The sequence below is a fragment of the Pararhizobium sp. LjRoot255 genome (assembly GCF_964252905.1).
GTDB lineage: Bacteria > Pseudomonadota > Alphaproteobacteria > Rhizobiales > Rhizobiaceae > Pararhizobium.
This window is the reverse complement of record NZ_CAXUPQ020000001.1, coordinates 3,866,574-3,887,550: the sequence shown is the minus strand read 5'-3', so window position 1 is coordinate 3,887,550 and position 20,977 is coordinate 3,866,574. Positions and strand designations below refer to the sequence as shown.

Below are 20,977 nucleotides of genomic sequence, written 5' to 3'. Positions count from 1 at the left end.
CAGGCATCCTGAGCCGATCCGCGAATCTCCGATATATGTGGGGCTACTGGCTGACGCTGCCGACGGCCACCGTGCGGCCATCCTGAAGCTTTACCCACCGGCCGGAATTCTGTTCCGATTGCCGCTTGAGGTAGGTATATTCGGTCTCCGACCACAAAAGCACCTTGTTGCGCATATTGTCGAGCACAAAGTCGCCGCGATCGGTCCGCACGGTCAGCACCGCATGGCCGTCGCCGTTCGGTTGCAAGACAACGGTGATCAGAAGGTCGGCAGGCGAAAAGCCGGCCTCAATCAGCCGCTTGCGTTTCAAAAGCACATAGTCTTCGCAGTCGCCGACCTTGTCAGGATAGGCCCAGTGCTCTTCGACGCCGAAGATCTCCTTGTCCGTCATCGGCGTCACCGCCTGGTTGATCTCGTAGTTGACCTCAAGGATCTTCTTCCAGCCTTCGCGGGTCAGCACGCCAGGCGCCGCGCTACCCGGATTAGACCGGCATTCCTGAGGCAGGCTGCGGCAGAATTCGTAGTGCCCGACCGGCGGATTGGTCGGGCCATCGGTCGTCATGTTGGCTGGAAAAGCGAGCGCCGACTGTGCTGCGACTGCAGAGAAGAGTACGCCGATGAGGCCTGCCTTCAGGAACGTTTTCGTTGTCATGCTTGTCTCCCCGTTGTGGCTAGACAATGACACCGAGTTTTTTATCGCTCGCGAAAATTGGAAGTAAAATAAAGTACAAAACAAACTGAAATAAGTACAAAATTCGAATTTAACTTGACTAAAGTTTGAGATTCATTTGATTCAACTATGTGTAAATTTTTATGCATTTTCCGCGTGCCTGGGCGCGGTTAATCGATTGGAAACTACCTAAGTCCCGGAAAAATTGATGTTTTTGACAAGCGGCATCTGCGGCGACCGGGAGCCCGGCCATGGTGACCCCGAAGGCTGGCGCGACTCCGGGCGGCGGGGGCGTGTTTCGGATAGACTTGTTTACCAGGATGTTTGCTGATTTCGACCGGAAATAGCGGTGAACGGGCAAAATTATTTTTCATTCTGGCACGAAAGTTTGCGGACCGAATGACGAAATTTGAAAAATCGGGACATTTACCGACTGGCGTATGTGCCAGATTGGGGCGTTTTGCGGCGCGCCTCTGCGCGCCGCATGTGGCTTGCCAGTCGGCGTGGCGGTGGCGCCGGAGTGTGCGTAATTGGATCGGACCCGGAGGGTGTGTGCGAGACGCGGCGCGTTGAGGCGTGCCTAGAGAAACTCTCTCAAAGCGTCGCGCGATTGGATGCCGAGGAATTCGATCGCCATGCCCTCCTGGAAATGGCGGACGACGCGACCCTTCATGCTGCCGAGCAGGACGGCTGTTCCAAGCGGCAGGCGGGTTTCTATATCGACGGCGGCGCCGGACAGCGACAGGTCGATGATGCGGCAGACATATTTGCTGCCGTCGTCGAGCGTGATTTCGGTGCGGGTCTTGCGTGGCGCAAGACGATCATGCCGCCGGTCCTCCGGCAGGCCAAGCTCGTGCTTGTTGGCAATCCAGGTCAGCTGTGCGGCGAGCTTTTCGCGCTTTCGGTCGGTCGCGTTGATCTGGATGACGAAGGCGTTATCGGCGAGGCGCGAAACAGTGCCTTCCAGGCGGCCGACATGGTCGACATAGGCGATGATGCGCTCGCCGGTGCGCGGCCGCGCATCGCAGGTGAAAAGAACGTCGCCCGGCGACATGTCGATCGCGGTGCATTCGAATTCGTCATGATTCGCAAGCATGAGCCGGCCGGTGAGGTTCACCGAAACGCGTTGAAATGCGCTTTCGTTGTGCTGCTTGGGGCCGGCAGTCTGCGTTTGCTGAAACGAATACATGACCACACTTATGCGATGTCCATCTGGATCACAGCTTTACCGTGTTCCGGTTAACAGAAGGTTTTTTCGCGCTTCCGCGGTTCGATGCGCTTTAGTCGAGCCGACCACCCTCGAAGACGCGCAGATGGAGAACGCGGCGGATCGCGCCGGCTATGCCGTTGTCGGCAACCGGGTGCGGATTTGCGGGCAGGGAGATTGCGGGGCGGTTCTGCAAAAACAGGCTGGTCTTTTCGATATCGAGGACGCGAATTTCGCCAAGATCGAGGAAGTTGACGGGGGTGGCGCCCAGCCAATGGGGCCGCGCCAGCGGAACGAGCGCACCGATGAGACGATCGACGCTGCCATCAGGTGATTTCAGCGGCAAAAGGACAAGTTCGGTCGGCAGATGATCGGCCGCGCCGGCGATGGCCGCCGCCGTCAGGACGACGGGCGCCTTTTGTGTCATGACATCGCCGGCGATCCGCTCAAGCCGGGCCGTCTGTTCGCCAAGCCACAGCGCGTCGAACTTCGAGCCGCGCAGTTCGCGGGCAAACAATGCACAGATGCGCGTACCCGCCAATCGGAAGCGGATTTCGCCCCGTGGTGTTTTTTCCAGGATGAAGAGGTCTGGCAGAATATGCCGGATGTGGGCAGGCTCGATCTGGCCGCGGGCCGGCACGTCGCGATGTCCTCGCAACTCGTCCCAGTAGGCGTAGATCTCGATTGTGGTTTTGCTGCGCATTCTCTTATTCCGTTCGAGACACTCTGTGCCGCTTTGGCACATTTGGCGGCGGAAAATTGGCCCCGCAGCAACGACGGTGCGAATTCCATGCCACACGGATATTAAGGTTAATTTTTGGTTTAGATTGAAAGCGGGCGGTATCGGTGGCATCCAGGGACATCACTTCACGAAGGGTTGCCTTCGGCACACAAACTTTGGGCTCGGGTTTTGGGAGCTCACCGGCCGTTCGGTTTTTGACTGGACGGCCTTTTTTTCGTCGACAACGCCGGATGCTTTCTAGAAAAGCAGGGACATGAACGTCGTGCGAAATCTTCGCCAACGAATGCCGCGCGTTCGGCCGTTTTTGTTGGCGTCTTTATCGTATAAAGCGACGAAATCAATTGTGCGGCAGCGGTTGGAACCGCAGAAGGAATTGTGAGCAGCATGACAGACCAACCGGACGGGGTGACGCCGGCAGAGGATGCCGAAACGGAAAAGCCGGTGCGCGTGCGCGAACCGGCGTTCAATCTGCCTTCGGGCCTGGTCGGCATCCTGGCGGTGCTCGTGGCGATCCACGCCGTGCGCACCTATCTGCTGCCGCAGTCAATTGACAACGAACTGGTCTTCAATGTCGCCTTTCTGCCTGCGCGCTATGACCATCCGCTGGCTGACCAGAGCCTCGCCTGGCTCTGGAGCCCGATCACCTATTCGTTCCTGCACGGCTCCTGGGAACATCTGGTTTTCAACGGCTTCTGGATGGTGGCCTTTGGTGCGCCTGTCATTCGCCGGATCGGTATGGCGCGCCTCGCAGTCTTCTGGTGCCTGTCGGCCGTGGCCGCGGTCGGGTTGCATATCGCATTCCACTGGGGCGACATGGCCGTTGTCGTCGGCGCCTCGGGCGTCGTGGCCGGCATGATGGGGGCGGCTGCCCGCTTCGTCTTTTCACCCAGCGGCCGCATCAGCCGGCAGTTTGCCCACCTGAACCGCCGCCTGACGATTGGTGAGTCGTTGTCGAACCGCTCCGTGGTCTTCTTTGCCGGTATTTGGTTCCTGACGAACATCCTGATCGCCCTCGGCGTCTTTGCCTTCGGCGACGCAAGCATTGCCTGGGAAGCGCATATCGGCGGTTTCCTGTTCGGCTTCTTTCTGTTTGGCCTTTTCGATCCCCGGAATTGACCTTGGAAAGATCGGCGATCTCGCCGACAACTCTTGATTTTCCAAAAGCTGTAGCGCACCATTCCTGTCCGAGGGCAGCCGATCAAGAGGAGATCGATGGGCTGCCGGATGGGAAAAAACGCGACAGGAATGACATCTGTCTTGCGGATTGGTCCCCAACCGGAAAGGCGCGATATGCGCGTTTGCGGTTCGCCAATATCCCGGTCAGACGAGTCGCTGAAACGGGAGGTCGTGAATGTCAGTTACTGCAATTCTCAATGAAAAAGGCCGTCAGGTATTCACGGTCGATCCGCACTCGCTGGTGCGAGCAGCTGTCCGGTTGCTCCATGAAAATCGTATCGGTGCCATCGTTGTCGTCAAACCCGGTGACAAGATCGCAGGCATTTTGACGGAGCGCGACGTGGTCGCCGCCATGGACAAGTATGGCGCGGCATGTCTGGACAAGCCGGTTTCCGCCTTGATGTGGTCGAAGGTCCATAGCTGCACGGAAGAAATGAGCATCCACGACATCATGGAAATCATGAACAACATGCGCGCGCGCCATCTTCCGGTGGAAAAGAACGGGCGCCTTGTCGGAATCGTCTCGATTGGCGACGCGGTGAGACATCATATCCGTGCGATCGAGAACGAGGCCGAGCACATCAGGGCCTATATCGCCGGGCAGGACGCCAAGACTGTTCATCTATAAGGCTTTCCGCGAACGGCGCGGCGAGGTGTCAGGCTTCGCCCGCCGCGTGCCGCCGCCGTTACCCGCGCACCATCACGTCCTGCAGCCGCTTCAGCTCGCTGAGCCTGGACTTGGTTTCGTGATAGCCGCGATCGATCGCTTCGCCGGCCCGGTGGAATTCCGACAATCCGATGTCGTTCAGCTTGGGGTGCAGCGCCAGGTCTGGCGGGTCCCCGGCAAGGCGTGCGCGTGAGATGCGGTCCTGAATGATGTTGAAGGCCTGAACCATGACACCCGTCATGCCAAGGCGCGTGGTCGGGTGGGGCGCCGGCTGGTTGTCAACCGCCTGATTGTCGGCGCGATGCTTGATCACCGCGGAGCGGCCATATAGATCGTAATTAAGGTTCACGGCAACGACGAGTTGCTGCTCATAGGCGCGGCAGACCGATACCGGCACCGGATTGACGAGCGCGCCATCCATCAGTGTGCGGTTGTTGGACTTGATCGGCTCGAAGATGCCGGGCAGCGCATAGGAGGCGCGGATCGCGGTGATCAGCGATCCTTCGCCGATCCAGACTTCATGGCCGGAGTTGACCTCGGTCGCGACCGCGACAAATGGCCTGTCCAGATTTTCGATGGATATATCCTGCAGATGTTCCTGCATGCGCTTCGTCAGGCGCAAGCCCCCGAACAGACCGCCGCCGCCGATCGCGAAATCGAGCAGGCCGGCGATGCGCCGCATGGTCAGTGAACGGGCGAACGTTTCGAGTTCATCGAGCTTTCCGGCAAGATAACAGCCGCCGACCAGCGCGCCGATCGACGTGCCGGCGATCATGCCGACTTCGATGCCTTCTTCATCCAGCGCCTTGAGGACGCCGATATGGGCCCAGCCGCGCGCCGCGCCGCCGCCGAGGGCGAGGGCGATCTTGGACTTTGGCGGTTTGATTTGTTCGGGAGGAGGTGCGGTCAGAGCGTGGGAGGGACCGCCGGGCGCCGACGCGTCTGCCGTGATCCCGCTGCGATTAAATGTCCAGTTCAACATCCGGCACCTCCATGCCGCAGAACGCACTGTTACAGGCCGTCACGTCTCGCGTTGCTGCGTTGCAAGCGCATGCGGTAAGACACAATCTACATCAGACTCTTCTTTGCCGGTGTTTCCGGCGGAACGCGTCCGAATGTTGAGATTACGCTCCCACTCTGGTTGCGAAATCGTGAATCCCCCCTGAAACTGATCCAAAAAGCGTCAGATGCTTAATTTTTGCCGTAGACGTCGTCTGGATGGAAATGAATTTCGGTATCAACAATGTTAAGTGCCGTGACACCATCCTTGGCATTCACGACGCGATAGAAGCAGGAGCGGCGGCCGGTATGGCAGGTCGCATCATGACCGGCAACGCGAACCTTCAGCCACAATGCATCCTGGTCGCAATCGGTCCGCAGTTCCACTACATTCTGCAGGTTACCGGAGGTTTCGCCCTTCTTCCAGAGGCTTTTGCGCGAACGGCTGTAGTAATGGGCGATGCCGGTCTCGAGCGTCAGCGCCAGCGCCTCGGCGTTCATATGGGCGACCATCAGCAAGACGCCGTCCTTCGCATCGGTAACAACGGCTGTGATCAGTCCGTTGCTGTCGAAACGGGGCGTGAAGGCGGAACCGGATTCCAGCTCCGCCTTGTCGGCAGGCGGCGGGGCAAATTCAATGGTCATGGGGAAAGCTCCGTTTGAAGGAGCTTACTTGAAGCCCCTGAGCAAGGTCATGAAGCGGGCCTGTTCGGCGGGCTCGGTCTTGAAGACACCGGTAAAGGTGGTGGTCAGCGTTGTCGAGCCCTGCTTTTGAACGCCGCGCATCGCCATGCACATATGTTCGGCCTCGATCATCACGGCAACGCCGCGCGGTTGCAACGTGTCGTCGATCGCCTTGGCGATCTGGGCCGTCATGGTCTCCTGCGTCTGCAGTCGGCGGCCATAGATATCGACGACACGGGCGATCTTCGACAGGCCAAGCACCTTTCCATCAGGCAGATAGGCGATGTGCGCCTTGCCGATGATCGGCACCATGTGGTGTTCGCAATGCGAGAAGAACGGAATGTCCTTGACGAGCACCATGTCGTCGAAACCGCCGACGTCTTCGAAGGTCTTGCCAAGAACGTCTTCGGCGGCGAGCTCGTAGCCCGAGAACAGTTCCTTGTAGGCCTTGGCGACGCGGGCGGGCGTATCAAGAAGCCCTTCGCGTTCCGGATCGTCACCGGCCCAGCGCAGGAGAACGCGCACGGCGTCCTCAGCCTCTTTCTGGCTGGGCCTGCCATCCGTGGCGGGCAGGGCAGGAAAATTCTTGACTATGGCGTCCATAATGGCCCCTTGACGTAACACGGGTTACTTGACGTTTTATCTTTTCGGACAACTCGCCACTGGCCATTTACCTGACGCTTCAGGCCTGGTTTCCGTCGGCGGGCTCCGGGGCTTTCAGATTGACAGAGGTTAAGGCTCTGGATCATCCGGCACGGTTTCCCAAACAACAGGCGACCGTTCGCTCTTGCGAACCTGTCGCCTCCACACGACATACCATATAATATGCCGGGATACATGTGAAAGGGGCGCAGGCGAAGACACTGTGTTTTTTTCCCGGATACGATAGAAAATCATGCGCGGATTGCCTGAAAACGCGCAAAAACAACCGGATCGCGTCAAATGATGGATGAAATCTATAACAGCAGGATTCTCGAGTTCGCCGGGAATATCCCAAGAAGCGGCAGGCTCGAGCACCCCGACGCCGAGGCGACGGCGCATTCCAAGCTCTGCGGCTCGAGGGTCCGCATCGGCTTGAAAATGGAGGGTGATGTTGTCACCGATTTCGCCCATGAGGTGAAGGCGTGCGCCCTGGGGCAAGCTTCGTCATCGATCATGGCGCGTCACGTTGTCGGTGCTTCGGCCGGTGAAATCCGTCAGGCGCGGGAGGACATGCTCGCCATGCTCAAGGCGGACGGCGAGGGGCCATCCGGCCGCTTCGAGGACATGCGGTTCCTGAAGCCGGTGCGGGACTACAAGGCCCGCCACGCCTCGACCATGCTGACCTTCGATGCGGTGGTTGATGCCATCGGACAGATCGAGGCGACCCGCCTCGTCAGAGCTGCGGTGTGAGATGTGCGGCGAGCCGGGATGCCAGGGGCATAAGGCGGTCCATCGGCCCTATTCGGGCCGGAACTATGCGGGGCCGTTTCGCAAGACGCCCGGGCGGCTGTTCGGTATGGCTTTCATCAGGCTCTATCAGTTGACGCTCTCCGGCTTCATCGGCAATTCCTGCCGGCATATCCCCACCTGCTCCGAATATGGCTACGAGGCGATCGCCCGCCACGGCTTCTGGCCCGGCGGCTGGATGGTTTTGTTTCGTTTCATGCGTTGCGGACCAGGCGGAACGAGCGGTTTCGATCCGGTGCCGGAGACGCTCGACCCGGCCAAGCATTGGTGGACACCCTGGCGTTACTGGCGGACGGGTGCTGCGAAAACCGGTCCTGCGAAAAAATGACGACTTATGTCGCGTTGCTGCACAGCATCGTTCTCGGGGCAGGGCGCCGCGTTGTCATGGCGGATTTGCGGGAAACCGTAGAAAGCGCCGGCTTCCGATCTCCGCGCACGCTGGTCGCCACCGGTAATCTGGTCTTCGACGCCGACGATGAAACGGTTGCCGATGTGGAAGCGGCGTTGGAAACGGCCTTCGCCCGCGATTTCGGCAAGCATGTCGATATCATCGCGCGCGCTGCCGAAGACTGGATTGCGCTTGCTGCAGGCCTTCCGTTTTCGGATGCCAGCGCGTCGGACGCACCAAACATTGTCGTGCGCGTGATGCGGACGCCGTTGAGCAAGGATGTTCTGCCGGGGTTGCAACGGCACTGCCGCGATGGCGAGAAAATCCGCATCGTCAACGGTGACCTCTGGGTTCATTTCCCCGGCAAGCCGAGCACTTCAAAGCTGCTTTCGGCGCTGACCACGAAACGCCTCGGCGTCGGCACGCTGCGCAACTGGAACACCGTGCGCGGCCTGCGGGATATGATCGGCGCCTGAGCAGCCCGTTCTTTACTCCGTTGCAAAAACGCTCTATCACCCGCGCGTCAATTTGCCGGGCTTCCGGCGCTCTAGAAACAAAGAAGTAGAGCATGATGTCGTCCGAAAACCGCCTACACTTTTCGGCATCATGCTCTTCACCACCCGCATTCGTTGGCGGGACTGGACAAGGAAGAAATCATGTCTGACGCAGTTTCCCTTACATTTCCCGATGGTTCCGTCCGCGGTTACGCTGCTGGCACGACGGGCCGTGACGTCGCCGAAGCGATCTCCAAGTCGCTTGCAAAGAAGGCCATCGCGATTGCGCTGGATGGCGAACTGCGCGACCTGTCCGATCCTGTCGTCACCGGCAGGCTCGAGATCGTCACCCGCGAAGATGCCCGCGCGCTGGAACTGATCCGCCACGATACGGCCCATGTGATGGCCGAAGCCGTGCAGGAATTGTGGCCGGGAACGCAGGTGACCATCGGTCCGGTGATCGAGAACGGCTTCTACTACGATTTCGCCAAGGACGAGCCGTTTACGCCGGACGACCTGCCGAAGATCGAAAAGCGGATGAAGGAGATCATCCAGCGCAACAAGCCATTCACCAAGGAAGTCTGGTCGCGCGACAAGGCCCGCCAGGTCTTTGCCGACAAGGGCGAGAAGTACAAGGTCGAGCTGGTCGATGCCATTCCCGAGAACCAGGACCTGAAGATCTACTATCAGGGCGACTGGTTCGACCTCTGCCGCGGCCCGCATATGGCGTCCACCGGCCAGATCGGCAACGCCTTCAAGCTGATGCGGGTGGCCGGCGCCTATTGGCGGGGTGACTCGAACAATCCGATGCTGACGCGCATCTACGGCACCGCCTGGCGCACGCAGGAAGAGCTGGACCAGTATCTGCACGTCCTGGCGGAAGCCGAGAAGCGCGACCACCGCCGTCTCGGCCGCGAGATGGACCTGTTCCATTTCCAGGAGGAAGGCCCGGGCGTCGTCTTCTGGCACGGCAAGGGGTGGCGTATCTTCCAGACGCTGGTTGCCTATATGCGCCGGCGTCTCGCCGGCACCTACCAGGAAGTCAACGCGCCGCAGGTGCTCGACAAGTCGCTCTGGGAAACCTCCGGCCATTGGGGCTGGTACCGCGACAACATGTTCAAGGTGACGGTCGCCGGCGACGATACCGACGATGATCGCGTCTTCGCGCTGAAGCCGATGAACTGCCCCGGTCACATCCAGATCTTCAAGCATGGCCTGAAGTCCTACCGCGAGCTGCCGATCAGGCTTGCCGAGTTCGGCAACGTTCACCGTTACGAGCCCTCGGGCGCGTTGCACGGCCTGATGCGCGTGCGCGGCTTCACCCAGGACGACGCGCATGTCTTCTGCACCGACGAGCAGATGGCAGCGGAATGCCTGCGCATCAACGACCTCATCCTGTCGGTCTATGAGGACTTCGGCTTCAAGGAAATCGTGGTCAAGCTCTCGACCCGTCCGGACAAGCGCGTCGGCGACGACGCTCTGTGGGATCGCGCCGAAAGCGTGATGATGGAGGTCTTGAAGACGATCGAAGCGCAGTCGGAAGGCCGCATCAAGACCGGCATCCTGCCCGGCGAGGGCGCTTTCTACGGACCGAAGTTCGAATATACGCTGAAGGACGCCATCGGCCGCGAATGGCAGTGCGGCACGACGCAGGTGGACTTCAACCTGCCGGAGCGGTTCGGTGCCTTCTACATCAACCAGAATTCCGACAAGCAGCAGCCGGTGATGATCCACCGCGCCATCTGCGGCTCGATGGAGCGCTTCCTCGGCATTCTCATCGAAAACTTTGCCGGCCATATGCCGCTGTGGATTTCGCCGCTGCAGGTCGTCGTCGCCACCATCACCTCCGAGGCCGACGACTACGGCCGCGAGGTGGCCGAACTTCTGCGCGATGCCGGGCTGCAGGTGGAGACCGACTTCCGCAACGAGAAGATCAACTACAAGGTCCGTGAGCATTCGGTGACCAAGGTGCCGGTGATCATCGTCTGCGGCATGCGGGAAGCGGAAGAACGCACCGTCAACATCCGCAGGCTGGGTTCGCAGGCACAGACGCCGATGACGCTCGACGAGGCGGTTGCCTCGCTCGTTTCGGAGGCAACACCGCCGGATCTGAAGCGTAAGGCGGAGCGGCGAAAAAAGGCTGCTGCCTGATTCGCACCAGGGCGTGAGTGGCAAAGCGAGAGAGGTGTGCCGTGCACACCTCTCGTCTTGTGTCAGAAAACTGTAACATTTGCGCACTATCCGAATAAGGTCCGGGCCGCCGGAACGAAACACCCGCCGCCGGAACGAGACCCGGTTAGATCACGCCTCTCCGCAGCGCCCCTCTGGACGCGCCTTGATGAAACGAGGAACAAGGTGCAGTTCAAAGAGCTGTCTTACGCCAACGAGAATGATCGACGGCTGAAGCGTTGGTTCATACGCTCCATGGAAGGCCTTGCCGGGCGCAACCGCTACGCCAGGCTTTATAATCAGTGGCGCCATGACATCGTCGGCAAGAGCGACCGCATTTTCGGCGAGATGCTGGAACTGATCAATGTGCGCTTGCGTATTCAGGGTGAGTGGCCGCCGCGTCATCTGCCGGATACGCCGGTGGTGATCGTCGCCAACCATCCCTTCGGCATCGGTGACGGCATCGCGGTCCTGTCGCTCGCCGAACAGCTCGGCCGTCCGTTCCGGGTGCTGATCAACAATGAGCTGATGAAGGTGCCGGAGATGGCGCCTTATTCGCTGCCGATCTCATTCGAGGAAACCAAGCAAGCGCTGGCGCTCAACATGCAGACACGCCACGAGGCCGTTCGTCTTCTGAAGGAAGGTGTAACGCTGATCGTTTTCCCGGCTGGCGGCGTCGCGACTGCCAGGAAGTGCTTTGGGCGCGCGGAGGACCTTCCATGGAAGATGTTTCCGGCAAAGCTCATCCAGGCCGCCAAGGCGAGCGTCATTCCGATCTATTTCGAAGGTCAGAACGGCCCGCTGTTTCATCTTGCCAGCAAGGTATCGATGACGCTGCGCATCTCGCTGCTCATCCGCGAGTTTCGCCGGCTCTCCGGCACGACGCTCACGTCGCGCATTGGCAAGCTGATCGCCTGGGAAGAGCTCAGCGCCATTGCGGATCGTAAGGATATCCTGACGCGGATTTATGATGCCGTCTTTTCCATGGCGCCGCCTCGCCGCCGGCTTCTCGGCAAAGCAGTCTCCTGAGCGTCTCGCTCAATCCTGCGCGGCTGCGGCCCCGTTGGCGGCCGGCTGCGATCCCTTGTCGTTCAGCAAGACCTCGACGTCGGTGTTGACGCCTGCCTTTACGGTGAAATCCCGCTGGAAAATCTTCTCTTTGTTGCGGGCGATCGCGGTATAGCCGCCCTCGGCGAGAACCAATGTCGGGAAGGCGCCGACGCTTTCGCTGACAACGTCGCCGGACGAAGTGAGGATCGACCAGGCCGTATCGGCGATCGCTTCGCCGCCGGGCTCCGATACCAGCTTCAGGGTCAGCTTCGCGGCCCGGTGCTGGATCGTCGCCTCGGTCAGCTTTCCTGCCTCGATCTGGATATCGGCGCGAATGACCGCGTTCACCGAACCGTAGTTGGAGACCACGTGGTAGGTGCCGGTATTCAGCCGGACCACAGTACCCGGCTTCACGTCGGCGACGACCAGCGCACGCTCGCCATCTTCTTTCTCGTCCGCGGAAAAAATCGAAAAGCTCAGTTCGCCCGGCGGAATGCGCACGTCGCTGCCGGAGATCGCGTTCAGCATGACGCCGCCGGCATCGAGAACGAGAACCTGCTTTTCAACCGCGCCTGTTTCCGCGATCCTGATCTTGCGGGTTGCGCCGGCGCGCCCGAAGGCGACATTGACGAAATATTCGCCGGGAATGAGCTGGAATGCCGCCGATCCACCTTCCGAGGTCGCCAGAAGCGGCAGCTTGCCGTCCGAACCGGGGATCGGGTTGAAGACACGCCAAGTCAGGCCCTGCTCGACGGGTTTGCCCTTTTCGGTCAGCAGTGCTTCAAGCCGAATGTCCTTGGCTTTGATGCCCTCGGCCTCTGAGACCACGGGATTGAAGCTGTTCAGCTTCGGCATCTTCTGCGGGGAGGATATCGCCGGGAAGCTTTTGAAGGGATCGGCCAGATCCTGCGCGCGCGATCCGGAGCCACCTGCAACAAAAATAAGTGCTGTGAAAACTCCAAGGAACTGACCGGCGGTGATGCGCATGAGATGGTTGACATCCTGAGTGTGTGGCTCCACTTGAAACGCCGGTATGGCAATTTCGTGGCTGCCCCTTTGATCGTGGAGTGCGATGGTGGCGTGCGGTGGCAAAACTAATGGAAATGGACGGCGATGAAAACCGAAATCAGTCTGCGCGAGTATCTGGCAACCCGCCGCTCCATCCCGGCCTTTCAGATGGGCGGTCCGGGGCCTGGAACGGCGGAAATCGAAGAGATGTTGAAGCTCGCATCCCGCGTTCCGGATCATGGCAAACTCGCGCCTTGGCGCTTCATCGTCTATCGCGGCGAAGAGCGGGCACGAATCAGTGGCGAGCTTGCGAAGATGGCGCTTGCCGCCAAGCCGGATCTTTCGGAAGAGATGATCAAGGTGGAAAACACGCGCCTGACGCGGGCGCCCGTTGTCATCGCCGTCGTCAGCACGGCGGCGCCGCATTTCAAGGTTCCGGAATGGGAGCAGGTCATGTCCGCCGGTGCCGTCTGCCTCAACCTGCTGATGGCCGTCAACGCGCATGGCTATGCTTCCAACTGGCTGACGGAGTGGTATGCCTTCGATGAAAAGGCCTATCCGCTGCTCGGCGTGCAGCCCGGCGAAAAGATTGCAGGCTTCATCCATATCGGCACGCCGCAAGTGCCCCCGACGGAACGCCCGCGACCGGAACTGGCCGACATCGTCACCTGGGTCGGCGAGGACGCGTGATGTTCTACGAGACCGGACAGAACGCCCACGGCCTTGCCCATGACCCTTTCAAGGCGATTGTCTCGCCGCGGCCGATCGGCTGGATCGGTTCGCGGGCGGCGGGCGGCAGCCTCAACCTTGCGCCCTATTCTTTCTTCAACGCAATCAGCGACACGCCGAAGCTGGTGATGTTCTCGTCATCCGGCCGCAAGGATTCGGTCCGCAACATCGAGGAAACCGGTGAATTCACCGCCAGCTTCGTCAGCCACGACCTCAAGGATGCGATGAACACGACATCGGCTCCGGTGGGCCATGGCGAGAGCGAATTCGTTCTTGCCGGGTTGACCCCGGTCGAGGGCAAGCTAGTCCGGGCGCCGTTTGTCGCCGAGGCCTATGCGGTGCTCGAATGCAAGGTGACGGAGATGTTTCAGCCGAAGGCTCTTGATGGCTCGACCTCCGACAGTCACGTGGTCATCGGGCAGGTCGTCGGCATCCATATCCGCGAAGAAGCAATTCGAGATGGGCGCTTCGACATGGCCAAGGTCAGGCCGATCGGCCGCATGGGCTATATGGACTATTGCGATGCCGGCGACGTCTTCGAGATGTTCAGGCCAAAGTGGTAGCGCAGGTCAGCCCGCCGAGAGAGACGCCAACTGGGCGGCGCTACGTGCGATCACGCCGGAAAAACCGTCGGCACGGCTGATGTCTCGCCTCGCTCGCAATTTGTCGGGCGAAAGCGGTTCTTCGGTAAGCAGTTCGTAACATGCAAGATCGGCCTGCGCGGCCTTCAGGATCGTGGCTGCTCGGGCAAACAAGGACGGTGCGCCGGGCCTTCCGGCCAACGCGTCGTTCGCGTCACTTGCTGTCACCCCTGCCAACGCCGCACCGTCGAAGATCAGGCCCCTCAGCCGCGCCGATATGCCCAGAAGCGAATGGGGCGAAAGAAAGAACGCTGGCAATTCTCCGACCTCGGCAAGAATGGCGATCGATCCGGCCTCCAGCCCGGTTTCCGCTTCGGCAACCCGCAGCATGACATCGAGTTTCTGGATGTCGGCCACCCCGCCACAGCGCGATAGGACGAAGCCGTCGGGCCTGAGCGCCACAAGGTGTGAAAGCGCTATCTCACCATTGCCATCGTCCGGCATGCCGATACGCAGCAGCGTCGGCCCCTTGGTGCTGTCTGATGCACGGCTATCGAGGACCGGCTGCACCTTCGCGGTCGCCCAGTCTTCGCGGATGTCGACGATGACGGTCACGGGACGGCCAGCCGGGACGTCTGCCGACACCAACGCCTCCGCCGGTGCGCAGAGCAGTAAAGGCATGATTTCGAAGCGGTTAACGGACATGGTGAACCAATCTTAAACCTTTAATCGCTAACATACATCGAAACCAGGATATGGTGGGTGGTGTGTAGTGAGGCGTCGGTGATCATTCAAGCATTTCTTCGTTGGGTCGAAACCGCGAAAACAGGGGATCGGGTTCGGGCGGCGTCGGCTTTGGGCCGGGCCTACGTGACGACGGAGATGACCACGCTCGACCACCATGCCGCCGAAATGGCGATGACGTTCCTGCTTGACGACCCCTCTCCGAAAGTGCGCCTCGCGCTTGCGGAGGCGGTGGCCGATTGCGGCCGGGTCCCGCGCGCGATCATCCTGTCGCTGGCCGAAGACCAACCGGAAACGGCGTATGCCGTGATCTCCCGCTCGCCGGTGCTGAACGATATGGATCTCGTCGATCTCGCCGCCAAGGGAACAGCGGAGACACGCGCCGTTATAGCTGCGCGCCAGGCCATGTCCCGGCCGGTTGCTGCCGCGATCGCCGAAATCGGTGGCGAAGAGGAAGTGCTGATCCTGCTTGAAAACGAGCAGGCCAGATTTTCCTGCCGGACGTTGAAGCGGTTGAGCGACCGGCTTGGTCACCTCTGGTCGATCCGCAACTGCCTGCTCGAGCGCGAGGACCTGCCGGCGGACGCCCGCCACACGCTGGCCGAGAAGGTCGGCGCCGCCTTGTCCAGCGTCGGCCTGGTGCAGGCAGCCATCGGCGGGCGCCGTGTCGAGCGGATCACCCGCGAAGCCTGCGACAGGGCCGCCGTCGACATGGCGGGAGCCGCACAAGCAGATCAGATCCCGGCATTGGTCGAGCATCTGCGCGCGACCGGGCGTCTGACCCCGGCCTTCCTGCTGCATGCCCTGTGTTCGGGTAAGATTGATTTCTTTGCGGCGGTTATTGTCAATCTGTCGGGCGTAACCGGCAAGCGGGTGCGTTCGATCCTCTCCGATGGCCGGATCCACGCCATTCGCGCTCTGTTCGAAAGCGCCGGCCTTGGCCCCGATGTGAGCGCACTCTTTGCCGAGGCGATGATGATCTGGCGCAAGGAAAACCGGTCCGGTTCTGCTGGGTCGGCCGCCACCATTTCCTCTGTCCTGCTGTCGAAGTTGCGGGGCAAGAGGCATGCCTCGGAAACATCCGACGGCCTTGCCGATATCATCGAGAAATTGACCATCGCCGAGCAGCGGCAGACGGCACGCGACTACGCGCTGCTTGCGGCGAGGGAAGCCGCCTGACGTCAGATGCAGGTTGCGGCGCCGAGCAATCGCATCAGCGCGGAGAGCCGCCCGTTGAGCTTGTCCAATCCATTCGGCGCTTTCTTGATGCCATCCAGGCAGACGTAGAGAAGATCGGTCAGGGTTGCCGCGGAAAGCCCGGTGGCCGACAGCGAGATTTCACCCGTAGATACCGCTTCCGTCACGGCGTTTTCCATCAGCGAACGCAGGCGGGTGGAGGTCGCCGCCATTGTGTCGGCTGCCAGGGCCATGTTGGCCTCGAACAGTTCCTGCCCGTAAGTGCTCGCCCTCACCGGACCGAACAGGACCATCGTGAAATCCATCAGCGCCGCCTCCAGGCGGACAAGGAAGGATTTCTCCGACGCAAGGGCCGCCTCGGCTGCCTTCAACGCTTCTCCGTGATGCCATTGCATCAGCGACCGAAAAAGATCGTCTTTGTTTCGGAAGTGCAGGTAGAGCGCAGCCCGCGACATCATGGCGGCATCGGCAATATCTTGCATCGATGCCTTCTTGAAGCCATAGCGGGTAAAGACCTCCGCCGCGGCCATGACGATGTGCTGCTTCCTTTCGTCCATGCAAGTGAATTGACACTTTGGACTAAAAATGTCAAGGTGACAAAATAGACAAGAAATGTCACGCTGACAGTTCCAACAGGAGATCAGGCAATGCACACAGAAAACGGGCTAGTCGTCGTTACCGGCATTGGCGGTTTCCTCGGAACGCATGTCGCGGTGCGATTGCTGCGCGCTGGCTACGATGTTCGCGGCACGTTGCGCTCGCTGAAACGAGCAAACTCCATCGAGATGGCGATCCGCTCTGCAGATGGCGCCAGTGCCGGCGAGCTGTCCTTCGTCGAGGCCGATTTGCTGTCCGACAATGGTTGGGAAACGGCGTTTTCCGGGGCGATCGGCGTGATCCACACGGCGTCACCATTCCCCTCGATCGTGCCCAGGGACGAAAACGAGCTCATTCGGCCCGCCCGTGAGGGAACGCTGCGTGTATTGCGGAACGTGAAGAAAGCGGGCATCCGCCGCGTTGTCCTGACGTCGTCAATCGCGGCGATCAACTATGGTTCGGGGAGGGCGCCATTTACCGAATCCGACTGGACCGATGTCGATGGCTCGCTGGCCACGCCTTATTACAAGTCCAAGACCCTCGCAGAGCGTGCCGCATGGGATTTTGCCGGTAAAAATGATCTGGAACTCGTGGTGATCAATCCCGGCATGATTCTCGGACCCATTCTCGGCAAGGATTCGGCGACTTCGGTTGGGGTTGTGAAAAACCTGTTGAAAGGTCGCTATCCGGCCGTGCCCGATTTCAGCATATCGGTGGTCGACGTGCGCGATGTCGCCGAGGCGCATGTCCTTGCGTTGACCGTCCCAGAGGCTGCGGGCGAACGCTTCATCGCCGGGGGCGAGGCCCTGTCGGTGCAGGATATTGCCGGCGTGCTGAAACGCGACTTTCCCGCCTATGCGCGCAAGCTGCCGAAATTCGTATTGCCCAATTGGCTGGCCGGCCTTGCCGCGCGCTTCGATCCGGGTCTCAAGATGATCATCGGCGAGCTGGGCCGCGATGCGCGTGTCTCCAACGAAAAGGCCAGGCGGGTTCTCGGCTGGAAACCGCGATTGGAAGAGGACGCCATTCGTGCCAGCGCCGAAAGCCTGATCGCCGCCGGTCTGGTATAGCGGCTTACTTCGTGAACTTTCGCGCCACCCAGGAATAGCCGTCCTCTATATAGTGGACCGGTTTGGTCACGGCGTCGCGCAGCTTGGACGTATCGGGAAGGGCACCCGTGACCAGCGCTAGCGTGCGACGCGGCAGGCTCGGTTGCTGCTGTTCGGCCAAGGGCGGCGTCGGAACCGGATCCGGCGTCACCACATGGGTCTGATCAAGCTCTGTCTGAACTGCGGGCAAAGGGGCGGGATCCTGTACCTTCGCCATCTGTTTGTCCGATGTCTCGCAGACGGCGACGATTACCGGGTAGTTGCTGTTGGAGAACTTCGGCAGTTGCTTCTGTGATTCGGCGTCGCATTTAGCAACTGTCTCCCAGGTGCCGTTCACTGTCGATACGTAGTGGCATTGGCTGAGGCTGTCGTCGCAGCCGAGGATTGTCATGACGATCAGGGCAGGAACCATCGCGAATATATCTCCAGTTCGATTTCGGCATCAGCCGCCAAGGGCTCGATTCGTGTTTCGCTGACGTAACGTCCTGTTTGCTCCGGAAGTAAGGCAGGCCGGAAAAATCTTCGAAAATAAGTTGTTTCTGTTCGTTTCGACGGGTGAACTTGGGTACCGCTGTGCGTAAATTGTCGTTTGTTCCGTCGTGTAAACTGCTCATAGTATCGACATGGCTGAGTGAATCGATCTGTGAAGGAATACCGCCAAGTGACCGTCCTCATTGCAAAAGAACCGCCCCGCCAGCCCGGAGTACTCGATCTGCTTGAACAATCCGACGCCTATGCGCAATCGCTCTATCCGGCGGAAAGCAATCATATGGTCGATGTATCGACACTGGAAAAACCCTCAGTGGCTTTCTTCGTGGCGCGGCACGAAGGCGAGGTCGTCGGTTGCTGCGCGCTGGTGGATGCCGGCGACGGCAGCGCCGAGATCAAGCGTATGTTCGTCAATCCGAAAGCGCGCGGTCTGAAGATCGGCCGCAAGCTTTTGGAGACCATGGAGGACCATGGCCGAGAGGCGGGGTTGTCGGCCATCCGCCTTGAAACGGGTATCCATCAGCCGGAAGCCATCGCGCTCTACAGGACCGCCGGCTATGTCGACATCGGACCGTTCGGTGCCTACCAACCGGATCCGCTCAGCCTGTTCATGGAAAAGATGATCGGCTGACGCAGCGTCAGGCAAAACATCGAATAATCGTTTCCGCTCCGTCAGTTGGAGCGGAAACCTGATTCAATTCAACAGCCTGTTGAATCAAGCTGTGAAATGACCTGCCTAGATATCCAGGTTTTCCACAAACACCGCGCGTTCCTGGATGAAGCGGAAGCGGGCATCGGCCTTGGTGCCCATCAGATTGTCGACGGCCTCGCGGGTGCCTTCGAAATCGATCTCGTCGATGGCAACCTTCAGCAGCGTGCGCTTGGCCGGGTCCATGGTGGTTTCCTTCAGCTGCGCCGGCATCATTTCGCCAAGACCCTTGAAGCGGCCAATCTCGACCTTGCCGCGGCCGTTGAACTCCGTTCCCATCAGCTCCACCCGATGGGCGTCATCGCGGGCGTAGAGCGTCTTTGCGCCCTGCGTGATGCGGTAGAGCGGCGGTACGGCCAGATACAGGTGTCCGCCGCGGATCAGCTCCGGCATCTCCTGATAGAAGAAGGTGATCAGCAGTGATGCGATATGGGCGCCGTCGACGTCGGCATCGGTCATGACGATGACGCGCTCGTAGCGGAGATCTTCCTCGCGGTATTTGCTGCGCGTGCCGCAGCCGAGCGCCTGGGTGAGATCGGCGATCTGCTGGTTGGCGCCGAGCTTTTCGCGGCCGGCGCTGGCGACGTTGAGGATCTTGCCGCGCAGGGGCAGGATCGCCTGGTTGGCGCGGTTGCGCGCCTGCTTGGCCGAGCCGCCGGCCGAATCCCCTTCGACGATGAAAAGTTCGGCGCCTTCGGCCGAATTCTGCGAGCAATCGGCGAGCTTGCCGGGCAGGCGAAGCTTGCGCACCGCGGTCTTGCGGCTGACTTCCTTTTCCTTGCGGCGGCGCACACGCTCGTCGGCGCGTTCGATCACCCATTCGAGCAGCTTGGCTGCTTCCTGCGGGTTGTCGGCGAGGAAATGATCGAACGGGTCGCGGAGCGCGTTCTCGACGATGCGCTGCGCTTCTACCGTCGCCAGCTTGTCCTTGGTCTGGCCGACGAATTCCGGCTCGCGGATGAAGACTGACAACATGCCGGCCGCCGAGATCATCACGTCTTCGGTCGTGATGATTGCCGCCCGCTTGTTCTGCGTGAGCTCGGCATAGGCCTTCAGCCCCTTGGTCAGCGCAATGCGAAACCCGGCCTCATGCGTGCCGCCTTCCGGTGTCGGGATGGTGTTGCAATAGGAATGCACGACAGAATCGCCGCCATACCAGGTGACGGCCCATTCCAGCGCCCCATGGCCGCCGTTCTTTTCCGTCTTGCCGGCAAAGATTTCCCGGGTAACGGTGAATTCCTTGCCCATCGTCGCCTGGAGGTAATCCTTTAGGCCGCCGGGGAAGTGGAAGACGGCCTTTTCCGGCGTCTCCGTGCCTTCGATGAGGGAGGGATCGCAGGACCAGCGGATTTCGACACCGCCGAACAGATAAGCTTTCGAGCGGGCCATGCGGAACAGCCGGGCCGGATCGAACTTGGCATGCGCGCCAAAGATCTCCGGATCCGGATGGAATTTGACCTTGGTGCCGCGCCGGTTCTGGATGTCGCCGAGCTCCTCCAGCCCGCCCTGCGGAATGCCGCGCGAAAAGCGCTGGCGGTAGAGCTTGCGATTGCGGGCGATCTCGACTTCGAGAATATCCGACAATGCGTTGACGACGGAGACGCCGACGCCGTGCAGACCACCTGACGTCTCATACACCTTGCTGTCGAACTTGCCGCCTGCATGCAGCACGGTCATGATCACTTCCAGCGTCGATTTGCCGGGAAACTTCGGATGGTTCTCGACCGGAATGCCGCGGCCGTTGTCGGTGACGGAGAGGCAGCCTTCGGCATCGAGATAGACGTCGATAAAATTCGCGTGTCCGGCGACAGCCTCGTCCATCGAGTTGTCGATGACTTCGGCAAACAGGTGATGCAGCGCCTTTTCGTCGGTGCCGCCGATATACATGCCGGGACGGCGGCGCACCGGCTCCAGCCCCTCGAGCACTTCGATGGCCGATGCGTTGTAGTCGCCGTTGTCCGTTTTCAGCGCAGGCGTCGCATGCGCGCGCTGTTCGGCCGCCGGCTGAGCAACGGCCGGCGTCACCGGCTTCGGCACGACGGATTCCATCGCAGGCTTGGGTTTCTCGGGAAATGCTGAAAAGAGATCGTTGCTGTCGGTCATGGTCTGTTCAGAGGTC

The 20,977-nt window shown here is 60.4% G+C and carries 23 protein-coding genes; 12 read left to right on the top strand and 11 right to left on the bottom strand.

What is annotated here, in order from left to right:
* Nucleotides 1-43: 43 nt before the first annotated feature.
* The 3 genes from ACSQ2W_RS18605 to ACSQ2W_RS18595 all read right to left on the bottom strand — a co-directional run bounded on the left by ACSQ2W_RS18605 (nucleotide 44) and on the right by ACSQ2W_RS18595 (nucleotide 2,580).
* The gene (locus tag ACSQ2W_RS18605; protein WP_436087584.1) at nucleotides 44-652 is read right to left on the bottom strand and encodes a transglutaminase-like cysteine peptidase; all 609 of its coding nucleotides are present in this window, start codon (nucleotides 650-652) and stop codon (nucleotides 44-46) included.
* 598 nt (nucleotides 653-1,250) lie between these two features.
* Nucleotides 1,251-1,859: a PilZ domain-containing protein gene (locus ACSQ2W_RS18600; protein WP_436087583.1), complete on the bottom strand. Its 609-nt coding sequence runs from the start codon at nucleotides 1,857-1,859 to the stop codon at nucleotides 1,251-1,253.
* A 91-nt stretch (nucleotides 1,860-1,950) separates the two neighbouring features.
* Nucleotides 1,951-2,580: a PAS domain-containing protein gene (locus tag ACSQ2W_RS18595; protein ID WP_436087582.1), complete on the bottom strand. Its 630-nt coding sequence runs from the start codon at nucleotides 2,578-2,580 to the stop codon at nucleotides 1,951-1,953.
* Between the two features lie 423 nt (nucleotides 2,581-3,003).
* Here ACSQ2W_RS18595 and ACSQ2W_RS18590 point away from each other — a divergent pair, with 423 nt between their 5' ends.
* Nucleotides 3,004-3,735, top strand: a complete 732-nt coding sequence (locus ACSQ2W_RS18590; protein ID WP_436087581.1) for a rhomboid family intramembrane serine protease — start codon at nucleotides 3,004-3,006, stop codon at nucleotides 3,733-3,735.
* A gap of 235 nt (nucleotides 3,736-3,970) precedes the next feature.
* Entirely contained in the window at nucleotides 3,971-4,423 is a 453-nt protein-coding gene (locus ACSQ2W_RS18585) for a CBS domain-containing protein (RefSeq protein ID WP_436087580.1), read from the top strand.
* A gap of 58 nt (nucleotides 4,424-4,481) precedes the next feature.
* On the opposite strand, the gene ACSQ2W_RS18580 is transcribed toward ACSQ2W_RS18585, so the two are convergent.
* The 3 genes from ACSQ2W_RS18580 to folE form a co-directional block, all read right to left on the bottom strand.
* A complete protein-coding gene (locus ACSQ2W_RS18580) occupies nucleotides 4,482-5,444 on the bottom strand; it encodes a patatin-like phospholipase family protein (RefSeq protein ID WP_436087579.1) in 963 nt (320 codons plus the stop codon).
* 209 nt (nucleotides 5,445-5,653) lie between these two features.
* Nucleotides 5,654-6,106, bottom strand: coding sequence for a phosphoribosyl-AMP cyclohydrolase (gene hisI / locus ACSQ2W_RS18575; protein ID WP_436087578.1), 453 nt, complete (start codon nucleotides 6,104-6,106; stop codon nucleotides 5,654-5,656).
* A 24-nt stretch (nucleotides 6,107-6,130) separates the two neighbouring features.
* Complete coding sequence (gene folE / locus ACSQ2W_RS18570) at nucleotides 6,131-6,748, bottom strand: GTP cyclohydrolase I FolE (protein ID WP_436087577.1); 618 nt, start codon at nucleotides 6,746-6,748, stop codon at nucleotides 6,131-6,133.
* 339 nt (nucleotides 6,749-7,087) lie between these two features.
* Between folE and ACSQ2W_RS18565 the strand changes: the two genes are divergently transcribed.
* The 5 genes from ACSQ2W_RS18565 to ACSQ2W_RS18545 all read left to right on the top strand — a co-directional run bounded on the left by ACSQ2W_RS18565 (nucleotide 7,088) and on the right by ACSQ2W_RS18545 (nucleotide 11,674).
* Nucleotides 7,088-7,537: an iron-sulfur cluster assembly scaffold protein gene (locus ACSQ2W_RS18565; protein ID WP_436087576.1), complete on the top strand. Its 450-nt coding sequence runs from the start codon at nucleotides 7,088-7,090 to the stop codon at nucleotides 7,535-7,537.
* 1 nt (nucleotide 7,538) lies between these two features.
* Complete coding sequence (gene yidD / locus ACSQ2W_RS18560; RefSeq protein ID WP_436087575.1) at nucleotides 7,539-7,922, top strand: membrane protein insertion efficiency factor YidD; 384 nt, start codon at nucleotides 7,539-7,541, stop codon at nucleotides 7,920-7,922.
* Nucleotides 7,919-8,458, top strand: a complete 540-nt coding sequence (locus ACSQ2W_RS18555; protein WP_436087574.1) for a DUF1697 domain-containing protein — start codon at nucleotides 7,919-7,921, stop codon at nucleotides 8,456-8,458. Before yidD ends, ACSQ2W_RS18555 begins: the two co-directional genes overlap by 4 nt.
* Before the next feature lie 180 nt (nucleotides 8,459-8,638).
* Nucleotides 8,639-10,627, top strand: coding sequence for a threonine--tRNA ligase (thrS, locus tag ACSQ2W_RS18550; RefSeq protein WP_436087573.1), 1,989 nt, complete (start codon nucleotides 8,639-8,641; stop codon nucleotides 10,625-10,627).
* A 204-nt stretch (nucleotides 10,628-10,831) separates the two neighbouring features.
* Entirely contained in the window at nucleotides 10,832-11,674 is an 843-nt protein-coding gene (locus ACSQ2W_RS18545) for a lysophospholipid acyltransferase family protein (protein WP_436087572.1), read from the top strand.
* 9 nt (nucleotides 11,675-11,683) lie between these two features.
* Here the strand turns inward: ACSQ2W_RS18545 and ACSQ2W_RS18540 are convergent, their stop codons facing one another.
* Nucleotides 11,684-12,682 carry a hypothetical protein gene (locus ACSQ2W_RS18540; protein ID WP_436087834.1) on the bottom strand — a complete coding sequence of 333 codons (999 nt, stop codon included), beginning with the start codon at nucleotides 12,680-12,682 and terminating at the stop codon, nucleotides 11,684-11,686.
* A gap of 126 nt (nucleotides 12,683-12,808) precedes the next feature.
* Between ACSQ2W_RS18540 and ACSQ2W_RS18535 the strand changes: the two genes are divergently transcribed.
* Nucleotides 12,809-13,393, top strand: coding sequence for a nitroreductase family protein (locus tag ACSQ2W_RS18535; protein ID WP_436087571.1), 585 nt, complete (start codon nucleotides 12,809-12,811; stop codon nucleotides 13,391-13,393).
* On the top strand, nucleotides 13,393-13,995 hold the full coding sequence (locus ACSQ2W_RS18530) for a flavin reductase family protein (protein ID WP_436087570.1): 603 nt from the start codon (nucleotides 13,393-13,395) through the stop codon (nucleotides 13,993-13,995). Before ACSQ2W_RS18535 ends, ACSQ2W_RS18530 begins: the two co-directional genes overlap by 1 nt.
* A gap of 6 nt (nucleotides 13,996-14,001) precedes the next feature.
* Here ACSQ2W_RS18530 and ACSQ2W_RS18525 read toward each other — a convergent pair whose 3' ends face one another.
* Nucleotides 14,002-14,658 (bottom strand): aldolase, encoded by a 657-nt coding sequence (locus tag ACSQ2W_RS18525; protein WP_436087569.1) that lies wholly within the window; start codon nucleotides 14,656-14,658, stop codon nucleotides 14,002-14,004.
* Between the two features lie 138 nt (nucleotides 14,659-14,796).
* On the opposite strand from ACSQ2W_RS18525, the gene ACSQ2W_RS18520 reads away from it, so the two are divergent.
* Nucleotides 14,797-15,936 (top strand): DUF2336 domain-containing protein, encoded by a 1,140-nt coding sequence (locus tag ACSQ2W_RS18520; RefSeq protein WP_436087568.1) that lies wholly within the window; start codon nucleotides 14,797-14,799, stop codon nucleotides 15,934-15,936.
* A 2-nt stretch (nucleotides 15,937-15,938) separates the two neighbouring features.
* Here ACSQ2W_RS18520 and ACSQ2W_RS18515 read toward each other — a convergent pair whose 3' ends face one another.
* Nucleotides 15,939-16,511: a TetR/AcrR family transcriptional regulator gene (locus ACSQ2W_RS18515; RefSeq protein WP_436087567.1), complete on the bottom strand. Its 573-nt coding sequence runs from the start codon at nucleotides 16,509-16,511 to the stop codon at nucleotides 15,939-15,941.
* Nucleotides 16,512-16,601: 90 nt separating this feature from the next.
* On the opposite strand from ACSQ2W_RS18515, the gene ACSQ2W_RS18510 reads away from it, so the two are divergent.
* Complete coding sequence (locus ACSQ2W_RS18510) at nucleotides 16,602-17,621, top strand: SDR family oxidoreductase (RefSeq protein ID WP_436087566.1); 1,020 nt, start codon at nucleotides 16,602-16,604, stop codon at nucleotides 17,619-17,621.
* 4 nt (nucleotides 17,622-17,625) lie between these two features.
* On the opposite strand, the gene ACSQ2W_RS18505 is transcribed toward ACSQ2W_RS18510, so the two are convergent.
* Nucleotides 17,626-18,072, bottom strand: a complete 447-nt coding sequence (locus tag ACSQ2W_RS18505) for a hypothetical protein (RefSeq protein ID WP_436087565.1) — start codon at nucleotides 18,070-18,072, stop codon at nucleotides 17,626-17,628.
* 249 nt (nucleotides 18,073-18,321) lie between these two features.
* Here ACSQ2W_RS18505 and ACSQ2W_RS18500 point away from each other — a divergent pair, with 249 nt between their 5' ends.
* The gene (locus ACSQ2W_RS18500; protein WP_436087564.1) at nucleotides 18,322-18,780 is read left to right on the top strand and encodes a GNAT family N-acetyltransferase; all 459 of its coding nucleotides are present in this window, start codon (nucleotides 18,322-18,324) and stop codon (nucleotides 18,778-18,780) included.
* Between the two features lie 105 nt (nucleotides 18,781-18,885).
* Here ACSQ2W_RS18500 and parE read toward each other — a convergent pair whose 3' ends face one another.
* The gene (gene parE / locus ACSQ2W_RS18495) at nucleotides 18,886-20,961 is read right to left on the bottom strand and encodes a DNA topoisomerase IV subunit B (RefSeq protein ID WP_436087563.1); all 2,076 of its coding nucleotides are present in this window, start codon (nucleotides 20,959-20,961) and stop codon (nucleotides 18,886-18,888) included.
* Between the last annotated feature and the right edge of the window lie 16 nt (nucleotides 20,962-20,977).